Genomic DNA, 21,394 nt, shown 5'->3' on the forward strand with positions numbered 1-21,394 from the left:
CACCCGCCTTAAATGTATTTGTCGCGGTATTTCACCGTTAGATCGAAGTTTAACCCGCCACCACCAACTACTACGTTGTTATCTCCGTTAATTAGCTCGATAAAGTCGCCCGTCATTGCCGCTAAGTCGAGCGTTCCATTCCGCTTAACCGTAAAATCAGCACCGTCGATTTCCCACCGTGTATTTGTAAACGCCGGCAAACTAAACGACTTTCCATTCGCGCTAATCGTTAACGCCTTCGCACTTCCGTCGATTACGAAAATCGGACGTAAAGCATCGCCGTGTAAATTAACGTTAAGCGCTCGTGGCGCTGTAACTTTAATACCACCGAAAGCTTCCGTTCCTAGTAGATAATTAAACTCAAACGTAATAACCTCGCTGCCCCACAATATTTCGTCTGCCGTTACCGTTGAATAAGCGTAAGGATCAAACGCCGTAAGCCCTAACGTAAAAAAGCCACGCTCGGCAACGCGGTCAATCGAGATTCCTTCCGTTATGCGTGCGTTATAATACTTATCTACCTCGTCGCCGAAACGTAATTGCACCGTCTTAGGGCGTCCATATTGGTCGACAAAAAGACGATTAAGGGCGCGTATCTGTCGTTTTAGGTCGTCGTAAGGCTGCCGTTTGAATACGCAGTTAAGCGCAAATTCCCTCGGCTCAAAGTAAGCCCCGAAGTCATAAGCGCCGTGTCTGCCGGGCACCGTTACGCCCATGTTCCGCATAGAGGGCAACGCCGGTTCCTCCGAATTAAGAAGTACCGCGACGTTAAAGTCCTTCTGCAATAGCGTGTCGTCGATCCATACGCGCGATTCGACTGCGCCTTCCGTAAAAATAGTCATCGTATTCTCCGTTGCCCCCTTCCCCGTGTTGCCTGCGTTGACTGACCGTTTATAGCTTCGCTAACCGTTGGCGCTACGATATGACCGACTTCTCTGCCGTCCATTTCGACGCGTAAGTCCGTTAGCTTGCGTTCTAGGCTTGCGATTGCGCCCGCGAGCATATCGTTACTTGCGTTTACGTCGACCGATCCGTTTAGTGCGCCGGAAAGTGAATCGTAAGAACCGCTAGGCGTGTCGTATGCCATCGATACTTGCGGAACGTCCGGAGTCATTGCGTCAGCTAATCGTTGCGATGCCGCCTCAACTTTGTAACGCATTGAGTCCATGCCTTTAATTGCGCCGCCCGGTACGTGTTTAGCGAGTTCGACCATGACGCGTGAAGGCGATTTAATCTTCAACGTTTTCTTAGTCGTAGCCGTAATCGTGGACGCAAGTTGCTTCGCTGCGTTGCTAAGTGCGCCTTTCATGCTTTTCATACCTTCGATGATGCCGGCGACCGTATTTTTACCGAGCGCCTTACCGCTATTTCTAAGCGAGCCTAATTTCGCAACGTCCGCACTAAGCGTCTGCAATTTACGAATGTATTCGTTACGTAACAACGAAAGTTCGTTAGTCGCCGCTTGTCGAAGTTCCGCCATCTTCTTCGCTGTGGAATCTCGAAGACCGCTAAGTTGTGTTTCCGCTTCGGTTTTCGCGAGCTTATGTTTTTCTTTCCACAGCTTGATATACTGGTCGAGTTCCGGTTTTGCCATCGAAGATATTGCGCCAATTTCCGCCGATGCACCAACACCCATTTCGCGTAATTCGTCGACAAAGGCTTTCGGTGCAACTCCGCTTAGTTTCGCGATTGAACCGTTAAATTGACGTACAGCCGTTATTTGCGACTTCAAGTTGCTGATTAGATCGTTTTTGCTAACCGCCTTCGATTCGACTTTTTCGAACAAGCCGATTTGAGCGTATATTTGCTTTTGACGATCTGCGAGGGCCTTCGTATATTCGCCGTTCGTTTTCTTTAAATCGGACGTAAGCTTTTTATTTATCGCGCTAAACTTCGACGCATACGTTTTGCTTGCAGAAAGTACCGTATTGTTTACCTTAGTGACCGCGCTTTGTTGCGACTTAACCGTTGCCGCCGCCTGTGCTGTCGATACTTTCGATGCTGCGTCCTGTATACGTTTGATTTCGAGGTTAACCTTCTGGAACTGCGCAGGCGTTTTCGCATAGGCAGCGCGTACCTTTTCGAGCGATTTAATGTGCCCCGACGTGCTGATTTCGCCCATCTTAAAGCGATAGTTTGCGCTGTTGAACGAGTCCTTAAATTGCTTCTCCGTTTTCTGCGCGAGTGCTTTCGTTGCGGCCGTCACTGACTTCGCATTTTTCGTGATACCCTTCGCGACACCTCCGGAAATATGGACGCCGACTTGATCGCGCATGACCCGGGATGGTGACTTAATACCGAGAAAGGACGTTATCGAATCTTTTATATTAGACGCAATGTTTACTGCCGCCGTTTTTACTGCCGACCCCATTGAGCCGATACCTTTAATTAGACCGTTAATAATATCCTTACCGATCTGTACGAGGTCGACACTTTCGAAAAAACCTTCGATGTTAGCCCATATTTTTTCCGCTGTTTCTTTAATAGCAGACCATGCGCCTTCCCAATCTCCGCTCAACAGCGCCATGACCGTGCGGATTATACCGAGTACCAAATTGATGCCGGTAGATACCGCGAGTTTAATAAGATTCCACGCTACCTTCGTTATACTAGAAATAATCGGCCATACGACTTGGAATACGCCCTTAATAACGCCCATGACCGCCTGTATGACAGCTTGTATATTTTTCATAATCGTTTTAACTATCGTCATAATTTGCTCGCCGTTCTCCGCCCAAAACGCCTTTATTTTCGCGAGTTGTCCGCCGAAAAACGAGGTAACTTCTTTCATTACTTTTTTCACGATGCCGCTAATGAACGCAAGCGCTACGTTAAACGCTTCTTTAATCTGCGCCCACACCGCCTGCACGCCGTCACGAAACCATTCGACGTTGTTATACGCCCATATGAAGGCAGCTACGAGTAAACCGATTCCTGCGATAATTAAGCCGATGGGACCGGTCAAAGCCGCGAAGACTATTTTGACGGCGCCAAAACCCGCGATAATTTGCGGTATAAATCCGATAAGTAAAAGAATAGGACCGGCGATAAGCATAAGTCCCGATACTATTGCAGCGCTTATTGCTATAAATCGCTTAGTTCCTTCGCTTAATCCGTTAAATTGTTCGATTAAACCCTTTAGAATCTCAGTGACAGATCGTACCGCAGGCAATAGCGCCTGCCCTAATGACATTGCCGCATCGATTACCGTGTTTTTAAGCATCCCGAATTGAGAGGCTGTCGTTTTGTAACGTTCTTCCGCTTCATTTGTAAGTGCTATGTTTTCGTCCCATGCTTTGTTACCTAATTTAAGAGAATCTCGGAACAGATCGCCTGCTCCGCTTGCCCTCAATAACGCATCCCTAACACGTATTTCAGAAAGACCTAACTTGTCTAACATTCCGAAAGTACTCTCGCCTTGTCCGTCTAATTTATTTAAACCCTCGATGAATGTTACGAGCGCATCCGCAGCATCGTCTTTAAACGCTTTTTGGAAATCTTTCGAAGACATTCCGGCTACTTTCGCGAAATTCTTTAAGTCATCTCCGCCCATTTCAACCGATTGAGCCATGTTAATCATGACGCGGGATATGGCTGAACCCACACTGTTATCGTAAAGGCTTTTTAACCTCTACTTCTTATAGTTTCCTATAAGGTCGGCATACATTTTTACCCTCAACTTTACTTGCTAGGGTAACGGATACTCGTGGGGGAATTATAGTCTGCATTGCAGGATCATCCCCTATGCTCTACGGTGCCAAAGACTTTTTAATTCCTTTGGTTACCTCGGTATTGGCATTTGACAGCTTTCACCGATTTTACCCGTTATTTTAAGCTGCTTGTTTCCAAACAACTGGGCAGTTATGTTTACCCGCTTCAGCTTCTATCCCAACGGAAGACAAAGACCCTGCGATCGCCATTATTTGCGCTTCCGTTAAGCCGATTTGATGTCCAGCTCCGGCAATACGCAGTCCCATAGCCACGATTTCACCCTCCGTTGTCGCCAAGTTATTACCTAAGTCAACGACTGTCGAGCCTAGTCGGTCTATTTGGTCCATTGGCATCTGCGTAATATTAGCGAGCCGCGCTAAACTCATAGCCGCCTCTTCTGCGTTCATATTCGTAGATTCTCCAAGGTCAACCATGACCCTTGAAAACTTTAGAATGTCCTCGCGTTTGATGCCTAATTGACCGGCAGCCTCTGCGACTCCCGCGATTTCTGCGGCACTTGCCGGAAGTTCTTTAGCCATTGCGCGAATACCCTGCTCTAACTCCGCAAATTCGGCTGGCGAAGCATCTACAGTTTTACGTACACCCGCGAAAGCTGATTCGAAGTCGACTGCGGTTTTAACCGCTGCACCAAGACCTACCGCAATCGCAGCTCCACCCGCAGTTACCGCAGCGCCTACGCCTTTGAACGCATCAAACGTTTCTTTGTTCGCCTTGCCGAAATTCGTTAGACTTTTATTTGCGTCCGCCATATTTTTTGAGAAATTCGTTATATCTGCGCCAACTTTAACGAGTATGTCGTTAGTCATTTAGTTCCTCCTTTCCGCTAAAGTTCGCAAATTGCGCCAACCATTCCGTAGCGTTCTCTGCCTTTTCCTGTAAATCAACCGACTTAGATTTCGCAACGCCTTCGTCAATTGGTCGCTTAAACAAGTCGCTCGGCTTTAATCGTTTAGCGTGATAAGCCTGACGCATCATAAATGCTTCGTGAGTCATGCGTTCATATTCGTCATGTTTGCGTTCTGTTTGGGCGCGCATCATTATCGTAAACTCGCGCGGGGTTAACGATAATACCTTTTCTGCACTAAGTCCTAAATAACGCCAACCGTCGAAAATAGCTTGTTCTACTTCGCATAAACCTTCGATTATTTCAATAAGTTGTCCAGCGCCGCCTTCGCTTCCGGAGTGTCCGCCATCATCTTCGTTACCGCGGCTTTGTAGAAAAAATTATCCGTCACCACTTCGTTTGATAGACGTAAAAGCCCTAATAGGTCAAGTCGTTCTTCTTCGACCGCTTGTTCGATCGCCGATTCTATGTCTTTAAGTTTGTATTCTTCGCCTGTGTGGCGGAGTGCTGCGGAAATGATATGTGGAATTAAATCCTCATCGCCCTGCATCGCCTGTCCTACGACTGCCAAAGCACCACCGTCTACTTTTTTATTTAAGTATTTAATGCCCGCATAATTAAGTTTAAGTTCGTGTTCTTTTCCTTTAATTTCAAAAGTCGCCATTTATTATTACGCCCCTTCGCGTTAATTTTCGATAGTAAAAAGACGAGCCGAAGCCCGTCGTGTTTTAAGGTATTTCTGGTTCTGATTGCGACCCTTCTAACGGAGCGCCATCTGGTACTACTGTTAGAATTTCTTCCGTTATACCGCCATTTAGAGTTCCATCAAGCGTGTACGTAGCAAAGTCTCCGTTGCTGTACTCGCGATCAAACGTTGATATCATGTAAAAACCGGATTCTGCTGCTTTGGTACGCGTGTTAATTTCGTAAATCTTGACGAATTGCTTTCCGCGAATTGCCGCTTTAATATGATCGATAAATTCGTCGCCTTCCGTAATAATGCCCTCTAAGGATACCGATTGAGTAATTTTTCCGTAATCACTGCCCGTTTTATCTTTCGTATCAAGTTCGATTTCGTCCGCACTTAAAGACGTACTTCCGCCTGTTTGGTTAAATGGACGGATTAGTTTTTCTCCTACTTCATCCGTAATTTCCACCGCAAAAAGTATCTCTTCCCCGCGATATTCAATAGCCATTTATTTTTCCCCCTGTATTTTCGTATTTATCTTTTAGCACGCATCACCGTGTCGATTTCCACGTCGAAGTAAACGCGATGATATTGCGATATGTCCTCGATACCTTCCGCGTTAAAAGGTTCCTCCGCTGTTAATTCACATCGAAAAAAGCCGTCAGCTTGTGCCGGCGACCTATCCGTATCTAGGTATTCGATTGTGTCGAAGATCAGTGATCGTTTAATTACGTCTTGCCTGCGCGCACGATCGTTTGCACTCGATGCAAAATAGCCGATTTGAAACCGGTAAATTGACTGAACGGCTTCACGTTGTTTCGTGAGGATTGCGTTGTTATTCTGCATTTGCTCGACCGTGATAAACGGCGTGCTTGCCGGTAACTTAACGCCTCCGTATTGCCAGATGACTGTTAAGCCGGTCAATGCCCGTAAGTGCGTAATAATCGAATGCTGTAAGCCGTGTTGGTGCACGTTCATAACCCGCTCACCACCTCGTAAATTCCTTTTTCAACGCTTCTCGATAAGGCGTGCGGTTATTCCATACGGATTTCCGTATGAACCCTTTATGCGACGCATTTTCGTATTCTTGACGCCGAGCATATTCGAGCGTTGATCCGTATTGCCAGACGCCTTTTCCGAGTGGTTCCGGTGACGCTGCGATGCTTGGCGCAAGTATGTTATCGAGTACAGGCGCCATTGCCGCGGACTCATTCGCCATCTTACGCGTGTAAGTTTCCGTAATTTTATCCGCGTTATTTAAAGCCGCCTGCCCTGCAATTCCGCTAATCTTTTTCGTCAACTTTTCGATACCTGTTACGTTTACGTTTATATTCACGAAGCAACACGTCCTAAGATTTCGTATCGATTCCGGATGCCGAGTCCCTTTTTGTCTATCGCGAGAATAACGTGTGTCTTGCCGTCATGTTCTACGCGCTCTATTTTGTCGGCAATGTCCTCGATTAAATCTATAGCGACCGAGAGCCAGATATCGCCTTTTTCGTATTTGATGCCGTTCGCCATGTAACGTTCGGCACCCGCGCCTGTTGCCGAGGATAGTTCGGTCACAACCGCCATTACTTCTCGTTCGATCCTCGTTTCCCCGATTAGCTCGCCCGTATATTCGTCGTACTCGCCATCGAGGTAAACAACGGTAACAGGGCGTTGTCTAAGCGCTGTAATTTCGCCTCTAGTTTCGTAAATCAACTGTAAATCCGCGTCTGTTAGCACGTTATAACCACCTTTCGTCGAGTACGTACGTGATAAACGATGTGCAGTTCGGATGTGGTGCGTATATTTCCGAGTCTGTTGGCTTGTAAATGCCTGCGCCTTGACCGTATGGGTCTGCGTGCGCTAATTCATAACAACGATGCACCGCGTGATTTCGGTGACCATCGGGGCGATCGTTTATCTGCACCCATTCGACCACTTTCGATCTTTCCGCGTTATAAGCCGTTGCTGTCCGATAAGCTGTAGATCCCTCCGTCTGAGCTAAACGACGAATTTTCCATGTTTCGTTTTCGTGTACCTTGCGTATTTGCGGTATCATTGCGCTAACGCCTTCGCCGCGTATAATGGACGACCGCAATACCGTCGCTATTTCTTCGCGTATTCCGCCAGCCAAGTCCCAAACGCGATCGGAAAGCACTAAATCATCGTCGCCAAACCGCTTGGTCACGTAGCGAAATACATCACGGTTCACACGGTCAAAAGATGACGCAGCGATAGCAGGCGAGCCGATTACTGTCGTCATTGCTCCGTTTATCTTGCGCGTTGTCCAGTCCGCTGATTCCGTAATGATTTCGTCTAATGCGACCGTGCCGTTACGTCTTATTTGCGCCTCTATGGCGTCTAGGTCACGTAAGAGTCGGTTGATTCGCGTACGCTTGATTGTGCCGTCGGTAGCCGCATAGTCCGCAAGCAAGTCGGATAGCTCGCCGCGTACACGACCGATTTCACGAATAGCGAAGTCCTGCTGGCGTTTGTTAAGGCGTCCGTATTCGGTTGCGAGCTTGGCGAAAATGGCGTCAAGTTCCGATTGCTTGCTCATAAATAACGCCTTCTGCGTGGTGGAGTCGTCAGTGGGCGGTCAACCCGCGCCATAAGACTAAATCCCGAACCGCTTTCGCTTACCTTTTCGGCGTCATAGTCGTCTTTGAGTTCGCGCGCTAATTTACGATAGTTTTCCGCGATCATCGACTTATCGACTGATTCTTCGCCGTCGGTATATTTAAAGTAATGCGCAACGGAAAAGGCGATTTGAAACGCGCTTTCCGACTGTGCGTATAGTAAGACCAAACGTTGTTTATCCGCAGGGACGTCCGCCGTTAGCGCAAAACCGTGAACTTGCATCGCGTCGCCAACGGAATCCATTGCGTCTGTTAACTCGTAGTTTGGAACGCCTTTGAACCGTTTAAGTAAACGCTCGGCAAGTTCCACTTGTGTCGCCATACGGCGTTCCCTCCTATTCGTTTTTCTTCGTTTTCGTAACCTTCGCCTTTGCAGTCGGCTTTTTCGGCGCTGACTCCTTTTTCACCGGTGCAGGCTTCGGCTTTTCTTTCAATATGCGCACGTAGCCGTTAGCTTCGAGAGCCTTCGCGCTACTTGCGTCAATTTCGATAGTCGAGCCGGGCGCGTTACCGTCGACAACTGCGCCTGTGACTTCGACTTTTACTTTCGCCATTATACAGTGAATACGTCAGCGTGCAATAATAGGCTAGGCGCTTCAACAATCGGGAATCCTGCCGCAGCTACACGTAGAATCGATTGAATCGGCTCTTTCTTGTCGTAAGCGTCAAGTACGATACCCGGTGCGAAGTTGTTTTCGACTGTCGGACCATATACGAAATTACCTAGTCCTTCCGAAACGAATACAACACGATTTACCGGGAAGAATTCGATTACTTCGTCTTCGCCCGTATAGTTATTTTTTGCCGTGATCTTACGATTAGTAATGATTTGTACAGGCGGTAATCCGTATCCTCCAAGCACCGAATTAAGCTCGTCGACAGATACGCGTCCCGTTCCGCTTTGCGATCCGCGCGCTTCGTTAACAATCGTCGTGTTTTTAAGTAACAACGCTTGTGCTTCGCGTGTGATTAAAATAACGTCGGCTTGTTTTCCGTTAGCATCAACGTATTTATCGTTCCAGTTAAGCAAGTCTCCGATAACGTCACGATTTACGTCAGCCCAATCGTTGCCAGCCGTAAGTGCGATCTTTTGGTCGGAAGGGATTCCGTAATCAACAACGATTTTTACGCCGTTCTTGTTATACGTAAAGTTACCTTTCGCGATTGCTTCGACTTTAGCTACGTCTACACGGCGTTGTGTAGCTTTTACCAAGTCCGCGCCTTTAACGAGTAACTTTTCAACCATCGCTGACTTCTCGCCTGCTGAACGTGCTTGATGTAAGGAAAGAAGTTCTTCTTCTGTAGCGATATATTTAAGTCCCATTTTCGCAAGTTCGCCAGCTTTGCTTGCTACTGCGTCACGGTCGATTACTGGTGGCTCTGCGCCGTATCCGATCATTGCCGCGATGTGGTTAGATTTCTTGATGATGTCATATGCGAAAGTAGTCGAATAAATCGAATCGTTCGGCATAAAACGGTCACCGAAAGAAGGTGCGTCCAGTTGCTCTTTTTCCAATGCGTCTACCAATCCGCGAAGTGCGGGCTTAGAAAATTCAGTAAGGTACGTAATTCCACTCATATTAAAATTCCTCCTATAGTTTCCCTTGTTTTTTAGTTTTCAGTTCGTCAGTCAAAGCAGTTATAAACGTGAGCCTCATACTCTTCGGGGCTAAGTCCATTTAACTCCGCTAAATAAAAAACGACGGATTCAAACCTCTTGAGGTCGATGTCCCCGCGTTCTTTAACCCATTCAAATGGATTTTTAGCACCTTTAGACAAATTCAGTGTTTTATCTAGTGGGATTAAATTACTAACTATGGTATCTCCATAACCAGTTTTAACAGGTATGAAATGATCCATATGAATGTTAAGTGAGTCTGTGATAGGACATCTGTACTTAAATCTCTCTAAAATCTGTGCGCGTTGTTCATTAGTTAATTCGATAATACTTCCTCGTTCGCGTGATTTTCTTTGAAATCTATGGAACTTAAAAATATCTTTATTAGCTAAATAGTATTCGCGAGATTTTATTGATATTTTTTCAGCGTTATTATGATGATATTTTCGCCCGTATAACTTCTTTTTCTCACGGTTATTAAAGTAGTTTTCCTGCATTTGTTTTAATATCTTATCTCTATTATTCCGGTAGTAAGTCTTACCTATATTCTTATAGTACTCTGGCTTTTTAGCTTCGGACGCTCTCTTACTAGCAGCGACTTTAACTGGATTTTTAGTGCGGTAATCCTTCGCCTGTGATCTAGTGCAGTCTTTACATTTGGATCCATAATAAACAGACCCTTTGTAACTTCCCGCTTTATAGAACTCACTTACTTCTTTTTCGTTACCACATTCCTTACATACCTTCAAAAAGACACGTCCTCTCATTCGGTATTAAGAAAAAGACACTGACGTTTTCTCGTCAATGCCTCAAATATGACTCACATACCTAATAAGTGGATTCGCTGCTCTAAACTCATCGGATACTGCGTCAGCTAATTTAGCCTCATAAACCGACCCGCGAACGATTACCTCGCCTGCAATCAAGTCGTTAGTACCGTCGTTTTCGAAATCGACGTTAAGGATGCCGAAGTTATCGAAGCCAGCTAAGTCAACTGCAGCTACTACTGGTTCGAATTTACCTGACGTTGTGTTTCTTGCGATTAGTTTACCGACGTCGTTAAATCCTACGTCGAATTTAGTAGCGTCTAAAGTTGCGCCCGCTTCGATGAACTGTAGGTGCTCTGATGCGAGAATGTTTTTACCCCCGCGAAAGTCTGTGTTTGTAAATTTCGGTGTGTATAAAGGCATTAAAATTCCTCCGTTTTATCGTATTTTGTTTTTGATTCGTGCGAATAGTTCGTGTCCATATTCCGTTGCGTCTTTCGTCTCTGGCGTATCTTTTGTTCCGTTGCCAGCGCTAGGATCAACGTAAGTAGGCGTTGGTGGCGCTAGTTTAATAAACCGTTCAACTGACGTTTTCATAGACTCTTCGTCCTCACCCGTAATAAATTCGAGCGCGTCCGTAAGCTTTTCCGCTGTGTAACCGGCTTCGATAAGTAGCGCCTGTTTCTTCGCCTTCAATGCATCAGCTTGCGCCTGCGTTTCTATTTCTGCGATCTTTTGCTGCGCTTGCTCGTATAACGTTTTGTACTCCGATTCATCCTCTAATCGTTTACGTTCCGCTTCGTCTTCGCGTTTCTTTCGGTCGCGCGCCAACCTGTCTTGCACTAACGCGTCAAGCTCTGCTTGCGTAAATTCGATCTTAGGCTCCGTTGGCGTTTCGTCCTTTACCGGTTCGTCAGTCGTTGGATTATCGTCTCCACCATCCGCAAAATGCTGTAAGTTCAGACGAAGCCATTTCGGTTTGTTCGTTTCCATAGTATTACCTCCCGTTTAAAGTCCGTTTGACTATAATTCCGTTCAGTTTACCGACATGACGTACGGTCGTGTTAATGCGTCTATGCTCCTCCGCCTTCTAAGGCGTCAAGTCTTGCGATAGTTGCGTCGTACTGTGCTTTCGTTCCGAATCCCGCTGCGCCGGTGTCGCCTTTCAAACCCTGCGATCCTTGTGCGCCAGTATCACCTTTTTCGCCTTTCGGACCGACTGGTCCCTTCGCACCTTTATTGCTATACATCGGAGTTGCCATCGTCTAACACCTCCCCGTAAGGATCGCCTTCGCTACGTCGTTTTGCGCGCTCGCTTTCGATTTCTTGACGTTTCGATTGCACGTTTTCAACGCCTAGACGTTCCATTGCGCCACGAACCGACTCAAAGCCTGCGCCAGTTTCAAACGTTAATAACTCAACGAGTTCTTTGCGATTGTCCGGTAATGGCAATATAAAGCGCATTTCATTTTCGTAATTATCCCCAATTTTATCGACCACTGAACGGTCATACGCGAAGTTAGGCGCTTTTGTTCTCGCCTGCATGTATCGGATAGTCTTTTCGTGTAATTCCGCTAAGTTATAGCCCCATGAAAGCCAATGTTCCTCAGTGTCCGTGATAATATCGTGATAAAGCACTTGTAACGCCTCGCCGTTGAGTCCGCCGAAATTAAGCTCTTGCGGAACTACTTGCGGTAACCCGGAAATCTCGTGCATAGCCGCCTTAACGCGCATGTACTGATCTTGGAACGCGTCTTTCCAACGGAATCCACCTTCGACTTTCTTAATGTCCGGTGATAATCCGTCCGAATGTCCGCGAGCCTCTACGACTGCACCCGGCGCGACAACCATCTTAGCTGCCGTTCCCTCCGGCGCATTTAATACGGCCGTCATCGAGAACATTTCGAATTTAAGCGAGTCGATTGCGTCCTCGTTCATCTGATTAAGTACGTCGTTTTGTTCGCGTAAGTCGCTAATCTCGGATTCTCCGATTGATTCCGCCAAAAGCTCATTGACTGGAAATACTACGATTGGTATAAAGTCGAGTCCCATCGGCGCTTTCTCCGTAATTGTCGCGAGTAACTTTAAGTCGGATTCGCGGTATACCGCTTCTTCAAACGTACATACGCCGTCTTCAAGTCGATATGTTTGCTTACGTATCGCATCTACTTCCGCGCCTTTTACAACCCACTTGCGCTTATTTACGAAATGTGCTCCGATTAAGTCTTCGAAATCATCGTCGGAATAAATCGGGATAAATTCGCTGTCAGGTCGCCAAATCCATCGCATCTTGCCCGTCCGCTGATTAAATACGATCTTACATACGACTCTATCGGCTATCAAACGATCCCTTGCCGCCTGTATTAAGCGAGCGCGCATTTTGTTTTCGTCCCATAAACGGTAAAGCAAGCGTTCGTAATCTTCGGCGCGCTTGTTTTCAGCTTCCTGCGCTGCACTAGGTGTATATGCGTCAGACTGCGCCGCCTTAACGTCATCAATCTGCTTACGTGGTACGCTGATGCCGTGCGTGCCGCCCATTTGCCATCGTGCTTTTCGGTCGACGATTGCTTTAAAGTAATTCGTAGCATAACGTGTTGGGTCGTAATCTAAGCCGTCCGGCCGAGGTAAATCCGCTGCTTTGACGAGTGCGCCCGTTTCAGGGTCTTCGTGCTGCTTGCCTTCGTAATAATCGTAGTTTTCGAGTTGTCGCTGTATGCGTGCGTACGTTTCTGCTCCGAGTGCTTGTCGGAAGGGAGCGAATAAAAGATCGTTCATTTCCTGCGGCGCTAGTAAATTATAGTCCGCCATGTTGCGTGTGAATTTCGTTAATATCGACAATGTTTCACCTCCTTCGTAATTACCATCGGTTCATGCGTCTGACCGTCTGTACGACCGCCGTGTTATCTGCAACAGCGCTAACCGCCATTTCGAGTGCATCAGGCAAATCGTCATGCGAACCTCCCGATCCGTACTGTTCGAATTGCTCGTTTAGTAACGTGTGTATGCGATTGAATTGAATCGTTTTGTTTTCAATCGAGGGTAATAACGCCTCTATACGCAACTCTTTACGTGAGCGCTGATATATCTTTTTAACGCGCGTGCCTGCCGGATAGCCTACCTTTTCTAGCGCCTTTTTAAGCTCGTCAACGAAAAACTCCTGCGCCGCCTGTGATTCCACTGCAATAACTGTCGGCTGATATTCGAGTACTTTTTTGACGACTACTTTAAGAAATGCGTCGGGTTTTATCCGGTCGCCATAAGCTTCGAGTACATAAATAGCGCCAGTCATACGCTCTTTCGCCACAACAACAATTGCTGAAAAGTCACCGCGCTGCTTACCCATTGCAAAATCTACGCCCATAGCTACCTCATAATTACCATTTAGAAAGTCTATTTCACCGTCGTAATACTTGAAGTTTTCAGGATTAAATAACATATTTTCTTCGTCGATGGGATTATTCATATACTCCGTATTAAATGCGAGACTTCCGTTATCCCATTTCCACGTCATCAGCTTCCATATAGGCTGCACTTCCGGCCATAGGACTTTTACGCCTTCGAGCATTTCTGATCTATTATTCTCGTAGAAGGTTCGAGCATCTTCCGCCCTCGATGGGTTATCTCGGTCGATATAAATAAGCCGACAAGCTTCCCATATATCGAGGTGCTTCGGCTGCCCTATAATTGCACGATATATTTTAGACTGAAAGTCTGATCGTTTATGCAGCAAATTCATTAAAAGCGATTCGCGATGAACTGTAGTTCCAACGACCACAAACGCTGTACGTTCGCCCTTCGGGTCGCCGAGAGGCATTACTGTCTGCGCGAACCACGATAGTAGCTTTGTCCGCTGTTCCGGCGTACTTGCGTTTCCTCCCGATCTAGCATCTTCGAGATCATCGCATATAATTAAATCAGGTCGAGATCCATTCCAGTTTCGCCCACGTAGCGCTTGCCCCGTTGATACTGCTTGAACCAATGTTAACTGCCTTTTACCGCTGTCAACGTCCGCGTGCCACGCTATGAACGCGACGCTGTTGTCGGTTATATTCGACTGATCTTTCGGCGAGAGTAAAGGTCCGAAATCCTCTCGTAATTTATGATTGAATTTTAACTGATTTCGTATCCACTCCATATTGGCTGTAGCGACGTCTGGCGTTTCGGATATAATAATTATATACTTACGCAATCTGTATACGACTTGATGAATCGGAAAGTCCTTAGTGAACCATGTCGACTTTGCGTGCGAACGTGGCGCGGCTACCGCTATCTTGGCGTTAGTATTAACCGCAGAAACATCATCGATAATATCCGTCATTTCTATATGAAAGTCCGGCGCGCTCCTTTTGTCGATTACGTCGAATCCTTCCCAATTTCCACCATTTCCGGGGTTTCTTGCTTCCGTAAAGTATTCGAGGGCGAACTCGTAAGCGTCATTTTCGCAACGGTCAATTCGCTCTAAACGCTGTAATTCCGTTGCCTTTTCGAAATAGTCGGTCAAAATATCCGCCGGCATATCGTCAGTTGACGGGTATTGGGCGTCTAGCATGTCGATGTACTGGCGATACGTTGCGATGATTTCCTTGCGTTCCTTACCGGCGACCCATGCTCCGTTTAACCACGCGATAGTAACGACCTCCTTTCCTTGCGTTTTAAGCCGTCATAGCTCCGTTTGATACTTACGTATAGGATTGCGCTTAGGACATCTGTAGTGACGTTGCAGGTGCGTGTGTGATACGTTAGGCGACGTTAGCAAAGCGTTTTAAAAATATCGCGGAATTTTCGGGAGGCAAAACGTTATTTTGTGATGCGCGAATTAAGTTAGCCAGAAATTGTCCGACAATTCCGACATACCCCCGCCCCTACCTCGATATTCGCCCGTACATCTAACGTATTCATAACAATACACTCCGTTGTATATTCGCTTGCATATCGTCTAATACGTTATACAAATCTAGTTAACATAATACTAATTTCAGGAAGCTGGCGTATATTCCAACGTTGTAACGACGCGCTTTATCGACTGTCCGTTTTTATGCGTTATGCAACGTTTTATACATCGTTGGTATGTCGCTGTTTGTGCCGTCTTACATTACGATATTTCCCGTCGATAATGTATATTCGTTAACTTGCGGAGTGTATACGGTAGTGCATAACGTGTAGCCTGCGTGTTGTATACAATTCCGTCTACATTACGTTAGCCAAAGCGTTTGAGGTACCCTCGCGGAATTGGACTTTTCCTGAGTAAATCGCCATCCCTCGTAAGCTATCGAAAGCTCCTCCGTCATGTTCCTTCATATATAGGCGTTAATTACCGCGGTTTCTAAAAGCCTCGATTTCCGCCTTCATCGAATTAAGGTCGGTGTCACCATTACCTTTCGTTTCTACTTCGAGCTTATCCGTCAATAAGGAATGCGCCTGTAGCAGCGTTCTTAGCATCGCAGCATTACCGTCATTTATGATATGATCCGGCACTGACGCCATTACTTCCGGCAATCTGTCGATAGTATTCCGGACTATCTGACGTTTTAACTCGTCATTGAATACGTCTTCCTTACGCCATGCGCGTAATGTTACCGAGCTTACTCCGACTTTCTCTGCGACTTCCTCATACGTTAAACCTCCGCGCTTAGGTAGCGCTAAGTATTCGATAGCTGCGACTTGTAATTCGCTTAATCTGCGTTTTGACATTCGTTTCACCTCCGTTTACATTCTCCTTCTATCCACGTACAACTTCGCGGTTTCCTCTATCTTCGTTATATAAACAAATATACATGCGTTCGTCTTCTCGATTTCTCTAGCGTATAATATCGCAGAATCTTCGTCAGGGAACGTTTTGAATCGTCCTCCGTCGAACATCACGTCAACAATTACGGCCCAACTTCCGCTAAGTAGGTCGTTATCTTCGTTCAAACTTCCGATACTCATGCGCAACACCTCCGTTAATTATTACGCTCTAGTTCACGCTGAACCAGACGTCATATTATCTCGAATAAACTATCCGCAAAGTCTCGACTACTTCGTTTCCATAATCGCTACATTTCGAACATGTTGCGGCGACTGTCGAGTTGTCTATCGCTTCTATAACAACGCTACTGTCTTCGCTCAACTGAACGTATCTTTCGCCTATAGTCCGTAGTTGTCTACGTAACTCTGTTTCGGATTTCATCGTTTCGCCTCCGTTATATAAAGATCAAAACCTACCAAGCCGAGGAAGACCGCCTCGTTTGGGACATCATTACCTTTATCGATAATCTTTTAAGTAATACATTTCCCGCCGAAAGAACCCGGTCTTGGTTGTTGAGGCGGTATCTCTTAATCCCTTTAAGTATTTAGCGATGGTTTCGTTATTAGCGTTAGCTCTAAGAAGAAGACGACACTTCCACGCTAAAACGCCTCAACGCCTACTCTCCGTAGGTCTCAACGCCATTTTCACGTGTTCTGTTTTCGTCACACTGAAACCCCGTTTTGTTCTGTTTTCGTCACACTGGGATTTATCGACGTGCCTTTTTCGCATGATCCTCGAACATTTTCCGCACTGCCCACGTCCATTTCGTCTCTGTTCCTTCGGCTTGACGGAACATTAAATCCGGATGCACTAAGTAACGCGCTTCATTTCGTGTGCCTGTCGTTAGTATTGCGCCAGCATTCTGTAGCTTGCCGATTAAACGCGACACAGTTTCCGGGGCATGTCCGACCTCTTGCGCCAGTCCTTCGCGTCCCATATACTCGATGTTACTAACGTCAGCATTCGCGTTTGCACAAAGGTAGTATTCCGCGTAATGAAAGAACGGTATGATTTTGTACAGTAATCCGATTTCGTTTAACTTTAACCCTGCGACTATCTCGCGTGCTCTCACCGTATACATCTTCGTAAACACTGCGTTTGCAGCCGTAGTGCCCATTACGTGATACTTAGCGTTAATCCGGAAGCACTTAGCGACAGGGTCATACAGTAGGACGTCAATCGCCATTAGCCGGTCTATGATGCCGTTCGTGTTCGATTTACTGCGCCCAAATAGGCGTGCTATGTCCGCCTTGTTAAGCGCCTTGTCGCCGTAAGTTATTCGCCCGTTATCGTTCACCTTTAACGTCAGCAACAACTTAATTAGCGCGCCTGCTTCCGTTAGCGAAAGATCGCGTATAATCTCCGCCACTTTATCGTTATAGCTGACGAAGTAATTGCGCCCATGGTGGAATCGTTTGCGAGCCGGGAGTGTAGCGAACATCTTAGCGCGTTCTATTTCTTCCGGCGTTCGTATGACCGCATTAGCAGCGTCTGGCACGAATACGCCGACTTCGCCATCTTCGGAAATTACTCTATCGTAGTTGTTCATCGTTTTCCCTCCGTATAAATTAATACGAAAGGGTGGGCGGAGCTTATGCCGCCTCATTCGTTACCCTTCGCCAAACAAAAAGAACGCCCGCAAGGACGTCCTAGTTCGTTACTTTATCGAGGTGTAAGCGCGCTAAGTCCCCGTGTGGCCCGATTCGATGTTCCGTTACGCCTTCCCTCGACGCTAACTCACGTCTAAGCTCCGAAGTAGAAATGCCTGTTAAATCGCTTTTACCGTGCTTAGCGAACCATTCCGCACGGCATTTCCTCGAGCAGAAATCGTAGACACGCATATCATCACTACGGTATTGTTTGAAATCTTCCGGAATATCTATCGACATAGTGTGGCCGATGAAATTCGGATCAATTTGCGGATTCACGTTATTGCGGCAGATATCGCATAAGGATACTCTCACTCGCAATCACCACCCAATCCGTAACTCCGCGTGATGTCATCCGTAATGGATTTCGTAGCAACCTTGTCGCCTAACGAAATCATCGCGTTTGCTGCGTCAGTTATAGTAGGCTTCGGTATTACGTTGACCTTCTTACCGTCCATTTCTACGTCAACCGGAAATGATTTCGCATGTATTGCGTCACGTAAGCGCAGTAACGTCGCATCAGACAGCGTAATCTCTCCGTCACCTTGCGTCTCGCTTTGCGCTGCCTCTAACTCCCGCAGTACCTTCGTAGCCTCACGCGCTTCACGCTGCAAGGACTTTAGTCCGACTAGTGCTTCCGATACGTCTACGTTGACCTTTACCGTTAATTCTCCGGACGAGTTACCGTCCCTTATCCGAACTTCGTTTCCGCCTACTCCCGTATACGCATCGAGTAACTTTTTCGCATCTCTTTGCACCGTCCAATGAAACGGGGAATCAGTGTCGATTTCGGGTTTATTATCGAATTCAACTACGATCTCTTCGTCAAGTCCTTCCGTTACATATACCGTCTTTCCTTCGCGCGACTGTTTGTCCGCCATGATATCGTCTCCATTTCGTTTATAATATCCGCCGTCCTCGTGAGTCAGCGGAGTTATTGCGATAATGGCTTTCGCCAATCTTACGTATCTGGCGGATTTCTCCGCTAATTAAGGTAATTCCGCAGGCGTGTCGGCACTCACGCATCTCCAACTAGGGTGACGGCTGCCTGTTCCGTCCTCTGCGGCTGAATTCCGTTTAGGACTTTCTACTGTTCCTGATACAATTTCTGCGACTCTATCGGAAGATCACGCACATTATACGTAATTACCGGTTGAATCTTCGTAAATTCGTTATATTTGCGACGCCTTTCTTTATTTCTACTCCGCGTATTTTCATCAATCGTTAGATTATCGGTCAATGTGCGCATTTTACGTAATGGTACGCGATGATCCTTGCCGTCAATGCCGACGAAATCCGCCGTAGTAAAGTTGAGTTCACCGCTGCCGCCTTCGTTCTTACGCTGATGTACGCCGTCTCTCCGACGCGCTAACTGTAAGTCGCTAAGAAACGGATATTCCGATTGACGCGATTTCCATGCGGTCGTGTCCGTTAAGTCTTCGTGTAGTACTAAATTCGCTAATTGTTCGAGTAAGTTTGCGTCGGGCGGATTAAACGGTAGCTCACGCGGCTGACGGTTCTTTTCTTCCGCGACCAAACGTTCCTTTTCGCGTGCAAGAACGTTAAGTCTGGCGTGTTCCACCGCATAACGTGACGATGCTTTTTCGACTTCAATAATGCGCTGTTCCAACGGTAATTCGCCTGCTTTCGTGCGTGTGCGTATGTCTTTTATCGCTGCTTTTAGTTCTTCGATGTACGTCATTAATACGTTCCCCCTTCGTCTGTTAGCGCCCATTTATCGTAAACCCGCTGTATCTTCGCAATTCCTAACGCCAATAACTCGCTCACCGTATTCTGTCCGACGCCTAATCGTTCCCCTGCGTCAGCCTGCGTTAAGTCATCACCGTACACCAACGCTATCGCTTGCGCCTGCCTGTCCGTTAAGCCTGCGCGTGTAATCGCCTCCGCGAGGTCTACTAGCGTCACAACCGCGTCGTAATCGCCTTTAAACTGGCGCTCGTGTATGGCGTGGTATTGCGCTAATAGGCTGCGGACATTTGGCGCTTTGTTTACGTTTTTATGCGTCAATTAATCGCCCACTTTCGTTTGTTTGTATATTTCGCTTGTCTTACGTCAATACTTCGGATATAATCGTTGTATATAATGAAATACGGAGGTTTTCGCATGATTAACGCCCAATTCGAATGGATTTCTAACGTTGACGCTAACGCACCGTTCCTCACCGTCGACAGTCAACGTAGGATTTACTTTAATTCCGGCACACGTGCGCTACTCGGCGTCGAAGCACACCAACGTTGGCTAATCGGCTTTGATCCGGCTAACAAACGCCTAATACTCGCCAAGCCTGACATCGTAAAAGCCGTCAATGTTGCGCCGTTTAGCGTGGACAAGCGTTTTTATATGTCGGCGCGGAAGTTCGTTGACAAACTCGGCTTGGAATCGTCGGACTTACCCATGAATTTCCGCTTTGTCGAGCATGTGACGGTAGCTAACGGCGCCTATCCGAGTGGATCGTATGTGTTTCAAGCGGATGGCGGCGGTTCGGACGGTTAGTCGATTAATTTCGCTACAATAGCGTCGATTTGCGCATGTAAGTCGTCCAGCGTGCCGTCATTCACTACACCGTAATCAACGACAAACGAGTCGACATAGCTTTCCGTCTTATGCGCCAAGTCCGCCATCTCGAAGGCATCGCCGGCTCTTTCGGCGCGCTTCACGCGGTCGGCTAACGGCGCTGACACGCGGATTAACGTAAAGCCATTCGCCTTACACCACGCATAGTCGTCCGGATGCCGGACGTCGGAAATAACGATGCCACGCGTACTTTTACTGTCGAGCGCTACTTCGACTTGGCTTGCGATGTGCCTCGACCATACGTCCGGGTCAAACTCGCGCATAACGTCCATGAATTGGTACAACGCGCGTGGCTTCGGCTCTTTCGGTATGTGCGGAAATATATCGTGTGCGCATCGTTTGAGCGCTGATCCGAAAGCTAACGGAAATTCGAAGCCGTGTGCGAAGTAGAGGTGTTCGCTAATAACGTCTTTACCCGCCCTAATTTGACCGCACAATGCGACTTTAATTACGTCAGTCATTCGCAACACCGCCTAGCAAGCGCGCTAATTCTTCGACATTTATTAGGACTTTCTTCGGCTTAGTCGCGTGCTTTAATTCCTCGACTTCCTGCGCCCAAGTTTCGATGTCGCGTTTGATTCCGGAAATGCTTTCGTCCAACTCCCCGTATTTCCGCCAGACATCCGACATTTCAACGTCTAAACTTTCGATGAATTCGCGATGCTCCACGTCCTTACGTTCTAACTCCGCCATACGACGTACTAGATTGGTGATAATGTCGTCGTTGGATTGCGGTGAGGCTTCGGTGGCGATCGGTTCGAGAACGTGGTAATATTCGTTTTCTATACGCTTCATCCTCGAAGGGCCATTCGAAGGGTGCGCAAAGTTTACTTGATTAGATTCGTTAGGTGCGTCAACAAGTCCAGAGATGACTTCGAGAACACTTCCCGGCATAAACGAGTACCATTTCGAGGTTACGATAATACGCTCGCCTACGTTTGCCTTCCGGTTGGTCATGCGATACCGATCGCCTTTTACGTGGATATAGGGGGTCATAATACGCCAGCCGTCGTTGTAGATTTCGTATTCCCGTAATACTCCTCCGAGCAAATCATCCGCAATTAATTCAATCTTATAACCCGCCAT

Annotated in this window: 29 protein-coding genes; 1 reads left to right on the forward strand and 28 read right to left on the reverse strand. The window is 47.0% G+C overall.

Translation table 11 applies throughout. The annotated features are described in order from the left end of the window. Positions 1 to 8: 8 nt before the first annotated feature. The 26 genes from MHB53_RS07225 to MHB53_RS07350 form a co-directional block, all read right to left on the reverse strand. A complete protein-coding gene (locus MHB53_RS07225; protein ID WP_340916637.1) occupies positions 9 to 842 on the reverse strand; it encodes a distal tail protein Dit in 834 nt (277 codons plus the stop codon). Beyond that, positions 839 to 3,604, reverse strand: a complete 2,766-nt coding sequence (locus tag MHB53_RS07230; RefSeq protein WP_340916638.1) for a phage tail tape measure protein — start codon at positions 3,602 to 3,604, stop codon at positions 839 to 841. Before MHB53_RS07230 ends, MHB53_RS07225 begins: the two co-directional genes overlap by 4 nt. Before the next feature lie 226 nt (positions 3,605 to 3,830). Further along, positions 3,831 to 4,538 (reverse strand): phage tail tape measure protein, encoded by a 708-nt coding sequence (locus tag MHB53_RS07235; RefSeq protein ID WP_340916639.1) that lies wholly within the window; start codon positions 4,536 to 4,538, stop codon positions 3,831 to 3,833. Then, positions 4,531 to 4,770: a hypothetical protein gene (locus MHB53_RS07240; RefSeq protein ID WP_340916642.1), complete on the reverse strand. Its 240-nt coding sequence runs from the start codon at positions 4,768 to 4,770 to the stop codon at positions 4,531 to 4,533. Before MHB53_RS07240 ends, MHB53_RS07235 begins: the two co-directional genes overlap by 8 nt. A 104-nt stretch (positions 4,771 to 4,874) precedes the next feature. Further along, positions 4,875 to 5,240 carry a tail assembly chaperone gene (locus MHB53_RS07245; protein ID WP_340916645.1) on the reverse strand — a complete coding sequence of 122 codons (366 nt, stop codon included), beginning with the start codon at positions 5,238 to 5,240 and terminating at the stop codon, positions 4,875 to 4,877. A gap of 64 nt (positions 5,241 to 5,304) precedes the next feature. Then, positions 5,305 to 5,772 carry a phage major tail protein, TP901-1 family gene (locus MHB53_RS07250; RefSeq protein ID WP_340916648.1) on the reverse strand — a complete coding sequence of 156 codons (468 nt, stop codon included), beginning with the start codon at positions 5,770 to 5,772 and terminating at the stop codon, positions 5,305 to 5,307. 26 nt (positions 5,773 to 5,798) lie between these two features. Further along, on the reverse strand, positions 5,799 to 6,242 hold the full coding sequence (locus MHB53_RS07255; RefSeq protein WP_340916651.1) for a hypothetical protein: 444 nt from the start codon (positions 6,240 to 6,242) through the stop codon (positions 5,799 to 5,801). Between the two features lie 7 nt (positions 6,243 to 6,249). Then, on the reverse strand, positions 6,250 to 6,600 hold the full coding sequence (locus MHB53_RS07260; RefSeq protein ID WP_340916653.1) for a hypothetical protein: 351 nt from the start codon (positions 6,598 to 6,600) through the stop codon (positions 6,250 to 6,252). Beyond that, entirely contained in the window at positions 6,597 to 6,992 is a 396-nt protein-coding gene (locus MHB53_RS07265; protein ID WP_340916655.1) for a hypothetical protein, read from the reverse strand. The genes MHB53_RS07260 and MHB53_RS07265 overlap by 4 nt, the downstream gene beginning before the upstream one ends. Before the next feature lies 1 nt (position 6,993). Beyond that, complete coding sequence (locus MHB53_RS07270) at positions 6,994 to 7,812, reverse strand: hypothetical protein (RefSeq protein ID WP_340916657.1); 819 nt, start codon at positions 7,810 to 7,812, stop codon at positions 6,994 to 6,996. Further along, positions 7,809 to 8,213 (reverse strand): hypothetical protein, encoded by a 405-nt coding sequence (locus MHB53_RS07275; protein WP_340916660.1) that lies wholly within the window; start codon positions 8,211 to 8,213, stop codon positions 7,809 to 7,811. Before MHB53_RS07275 ends, MHB53_RS07270 begins: the two co-directional genes overlap by 4 nt. Positions 8,214 to 8,226: 13 nt before the next feature. Beyond that, on the reverse strand, positions 8,227 to 8,445 hold the full coding sequence (locus tag MHB53_RS07280; RefSeq protein WP_340916662.1) for a hypothetical protein: 219 nt from the start codon (positions 8,443 to 8,445) through the stop codon (positions 8,227 to 8,229). After that, positions 8,445 to 9,470: a major capsid protein gene (locus tag MHB53_RS07285; protein WP_340916663.1), complete on the reverse strand. Its 1,026-nt coding sequence runs from the start codon at positions 9,468 to 9,470 to the stop codon at positions 8,445 to 8,447. Before MHB53_RS07285 ends, MHB53_RS07280 begins: the two co-directional genes overlap by 1 nt. A gap of 47 nt (positions 9,471 to 9,517) precedes the next feature. Beyond that, positions 9,518 to 10,258, reverse strand: a complete 741-nt coding sequence (locus MHB53_RS07290) for a hypothetical protein (protein WP_340916665.1) — start codon at positions 10,256 to 10,258, stop codon at positions 9,518 to 9,520. A gap of 60 nt (positions 10,259 to 10,318) precedes the next feature. Next, entirely contained in the window at positions 10,319 to 10,699 is a 381-nt protein-coding gene (locus tag MHB53_RS07295) for a hypothetical protein (protein ID WP_340916667.1), read from the reverse strand. Between the two features lie 15 nt (positions 10,700 to 10,714). Then, positions 10,715 to 11,269, reverse strand: coding sequence for a capsid assembly scaffolding protein Gp46 family protein (locus MHB53_RS07300; protein WP_340916669.1), 555 nt, complete (start codon positions 11,267 to 11,269; stop codon positions 10,715 to 10,717). 80 nt (positions 11,270 to 11,349) lie between these two features. Continuing rightward, positions 11,350 to 11,538 (reverse strand): hypothetical protein, encoded by a 189-nt coding sequence (locus MHB53_RS07305; RefSeq protein WP_340916671.1) that lies wholly within the window; start codon positions 11,536 to 11,538, stop codon positions 11,350 to 11,352. After that, positions 11,519 to 13,114 carry a phage portal protein gene (locus MHB53_RS07310; protein WP_340916673.1) on the reverse strand — a complete coding sequence of 532 codons (1,596 nt, stop codon included), beginning with the start codon at positions 13,112 to 13,114 and terminating at the stop codon, positions 11,519 to 11,521. The genes MHB53_RS07305 and MHB53_RS07310 overlap by 20 nt, the downstream gene beginning before the upstream one ends. A gap of 19 nt (positions 13,115 to 13,133) precedes the next feature. Beyond that, positions 13,134 to 14,825: a phage terminase large subunit gene (terL, locus tag MHB53_RS07315; protein WP_340916675.1), complete on the reverse strand. Its 1,692-nt coding sequence runs from the start codon at positions 14,823 to 14,825 to the stop codon at positions 13,134 to 13,136. A 758-nt stretch (positions 14,826 to 15,583) separates the two neighbouring features. Continuing rightward, a complete protein-coding gene (locus tag MHB53_RS07320) occupies positions 15,584 to 15,967 on the reverse strand; it encodes a phBC6A51 family helix-turn-helix protein (RefSeq protein WP_340916677.1) in 384 nt (127 codons plus the stop codon). A gap of 15 nt (positions 15,968 to 15,982) precedes the next feature. Then, a complete protein-coding gene (locus tag MHB53_RS07325) occupies positions 15,983 to 16,204 on the reverse strand; it encodes a hypothetical protein (protein WP_340916678.1) in 222 nt (73 codons plus the stop codon). 55 nt (positions 16,205 to 16,259) lie between these two features. Further along, positions 16,260 to 16,445, reverse strand: coding sequence for a hypothetical protein (locus MHB53_RS07330; RefSeq protein ID WP_340916680.1), 186 nt, complete (start codon positions 16,443 to 16,445; stop codon positions 16,260 to 16,262). 325 nt (positions 16,446 to 16,770) lie between these two features. Further along, entirely contained in the window at positions 16,771 to 17,613 is an 843-nt protein-coding gene (locus MHB53_RS07335) for a hypothetical protein (RefSeq protein WP_340916682.1), read from the reverse strand. A gap of 411 nt (positions 17,614 to 18,024) precedes the next feature. Then, positions 18,025 to 18,594: a hypothetical protein gene (locus tag MHB53_RS07340; protein WP_340916684.1), complete on the reverse strand. Its 570-nt coding sequence runs from the start codon at positions 18,592 to 18,594 to the stop codon at positions 18,025 to 18,027. Positions 18,595 to 18,800: 206 nt separating this feature from the next. After that, positions 18,801 to 19,415, reverse strand: a complete 615-nt coding sequence (locus MHB53_RS07345; RefSeq protein WP_340916686.1) for a hypothetical protein — start codon at positions 19,413 to 19,415, stop codon at positions 18,801 to 18,803. Beyond that, the gene (locus MHB53_RS07350; protein WP_340916689.1) at positions 19,415 to 19,741 is read right to left on the reverse strand and encodes a sigma factor-like helix-turn-helix DNA-binding protein; all 327 of its coding nucleotides are present in this window, start codon (positions 19,739 to 19,741) and stop codon (positions 19,415 to 19,417) included. Before MHB53_RS07350 ends, MHB53_RS07345 begins: the two co-directional genes overlap by 1 nt. A gap of 96 nt (positions 19,742 to 19,837) precedes the next feature. Between MHB53_RS07350 and MHB53_RS07355 the strand changes: the two genes are divergently transcribed. After that, complete coding sequence (locus MHB53_RS07355) at positions 19,838 to 20,227, forward strand: hypothetical protein (RefSeq protein ID WP_340916692.1); 390 nt, start codon at positions 19,838 to 19,840, stop codon at positions 20,225 to 20,227. Here the strand turns inward: MHB53_RS07355 and MHB53_RS07360 are convergent. Further along, the gene (locus MHB53_RS07360; RefSeq protein ID WP_340916695.1) at positions 20,224 to 20,769 is read right to left on the reverse strand and encodes an adenylate kinase; all 546 of its coding nucleotides are present in this window, start codon (positions 20,767 to 20,769) and stop codon (positions 20,224 to 20,226) included. The two genes, MHB53_RS07355 and MHB53_RS07360, sit on opposite strands and share 4 nt — an antisense overlap. Then, a complete protein-coding gene (locus tag MHB53_RS07365; RefSeq protein WP_340916696.1) occupies positions 20,762 to 21,394 on the reverse strand; it encodes a hypothetical protein in 633 nt (210 codons plus the stop codon). The genes MHB53_RS07360 and MHB53_RS07365 overlap by 8 nt, the downstream gene beginning before the upstream one ends.

It is taken from the genome of Bacillus sp. FSL K6-3431 (assembly GCF_038002605.1).
GTDB lineage: Bacteria > Bacillota > Bacilli > Bacillales > Bacillaceae_C > Lederbergia.

What these genes read in the sequence shown, in the direction of transcription:
- MHB53_RS07285 (WP_340916663.1), bottom strand. Translation starts at nt 9,470, where the DNA reads ATGAGTGGAATTACGTACCTTACTGAATTTTCTAAGCCCGCACTTCGC.
- MHB53_RS07305 (WP_340916671.1), bottom strand. Translation starts at nt 11,538, where the DNA reads ATGGCAACTCCGATGTATAGCAATAAAGGTGCGAAGGGACCAGTCGGT.
- MHB53_RS07235 (WP_340916639.1), bottom strand. Translation starts at nt 4,538, where the DNA reads ATGACTAACGACATACTCGTTAAAGTTGGCGCAGATATAACGAATTTC.
- MHB53_RS07360 (WP_340916695.1), bottom strand. Translation starts at nt 20,769, where the DNA reads ATGACTGACGTAATTAAAGTCGCATTGTGCGGTCAAATTAGGGCGGGT.
- MHB53_RS07320 (WP_340916677.1), bottom strand. Translation starts at nt 15,967, where the DNA reads ATGTCAAAACGCAGATTAAGCGAATTACAAGTCGCAGCTATCGAATAC.
- MHB53_RS07330 (WP_340916680.1), bottom strand. Translation starts at nt 16,445, where the DNA reads ATGAAATCCGAAACAGAGTTACGTAGACAACTACGGACTATAGGCGAA.
- terL (WP_340916675.1), bottom strand. Translation starts at nt 14,825, where the DNA reads ATGCTAGACGCCCAATACCCGTCAACTGACGATATGCCGGCGGATATT.
- MHB53_RS07250 (WP_340916648.1), bottom strand. Translation starts at nt 5,772, where the DNA reads ATGGCTATTGAATATCGCGGGGAAGAGATACTTTTTGCGGTGGAAATT.
- MHB53_RS07300 (WP_340916669.1), bottom strand. Translation starts at nt 11,269, where the DNA reads ATGGAAACGAACAAACCGAAATGGCTTCGTCTGAACTTACAGCATTTT.
- MHB53_RS07255 (WP_340916651.1), bottom strand. Translation starts at nt 6,242, where the DNA reads ATGAACGTGCACCAACACGGCTTACAGCATTCGATTATTACGCACTTA.
- MHB53_RS07270 (WP_340916657.1), bottom strand. Translation starts at nt 7,812, where the DNA reads ATGAGCAAGCAATCGGAACTTGACGCCATTTTCGCCAAGCTCGCAACC.
- MHB53_RS07275 (WP_340916660.1), bottom strand. Translation starts at nt 8,213, where the DNA reads ATGGCGACACAAGTGGAACTTGCCGAGCGTTTACTTAAACGGTTCAAA.
- MHB53_RS07345 (WP_340916686.1), bottom strand. Translation starts at nt 19,415, where the DNA reads ATGACGTACATCGAAGAACTAAAAGCAGCGATAAAAGACATACGCACA.
- MHB53_RS07240 (WP_340916642.1), bottom strand. Translation starts at nt 4,770, where the DNA reads ATGATGCGCGCCCAAACAGAACGCAAACATGACGAATATGAACGCATG.
- MHB53_RS07280 (WP_340916662.1), bottom strand. Translation starts at nt 8,445, where the DNA reads ATGGCGAAAGTAAAAGTCGAAGTCACAGGCGCAGTTGTCGACGGTAAC.
- MHB53_RS07340 (WP_340916684.1), bottom strand. Translation starts at nt 18,594, where the DNA reads ATGGCGGACAAACAGTCGCGCGAAGGAAAGACGGTATATGTAACGGAA.
- MHB53_RS07325 (WP_340916678.1), bottom strand. Translation starts at nt 16,204, where the DNA reads ATGAGTATCGGAAGTTTGAACGAAGATAACGACCTACTTAGCGGAAGT.
- MHB53_RS07355 (WP_340916692.1), top strand. Translation starts at nt 19,838, where the DNA reads ATGATTAACGCCCAATTCGAATGGATTTCTAACGTTGACGCTAACGCA.
- MHB53_RS07225 (WP_340916637.1), bottom strand. Translation starts at nt 842, where the DNA reads ATGACTATTTTTACGGAAGGCGCAGTCGAATCGCGCGTATGGATCGAC.
- MHB53_RS07365 (WP_340916696.1), bottom strand. Translation starts at nt 21,394, where the DNA reads ATGGCGGGTTATAAGATTGAATTAATTGCGGATGATTTGCTCGGAGGA.
- MHB53_RS07245 (WP_340916645.1), bottom strand. Translation starts at nt 5,240, where the DNA reads ATGGCGACTTTTGAAATTAAAGGAAAAGAACACGAACTTAAACTTAAT.
- MHB53_RS07295 (WP_340916667.1), bottom strand. Translation starts at nt 10,699, where the DNA reads ATGCCTTTATACACACCGAAATTTACAAACACAGACTTTCGCGGGGGT.
- MHB53_RS07335 (WP_340916682.1), bottom strand. Translation starts at nt 17,613, where the DNA reads ATGAACAACTACGATAGAGTAATTTCCGAAGATGGCGAAGTCGGCGTA.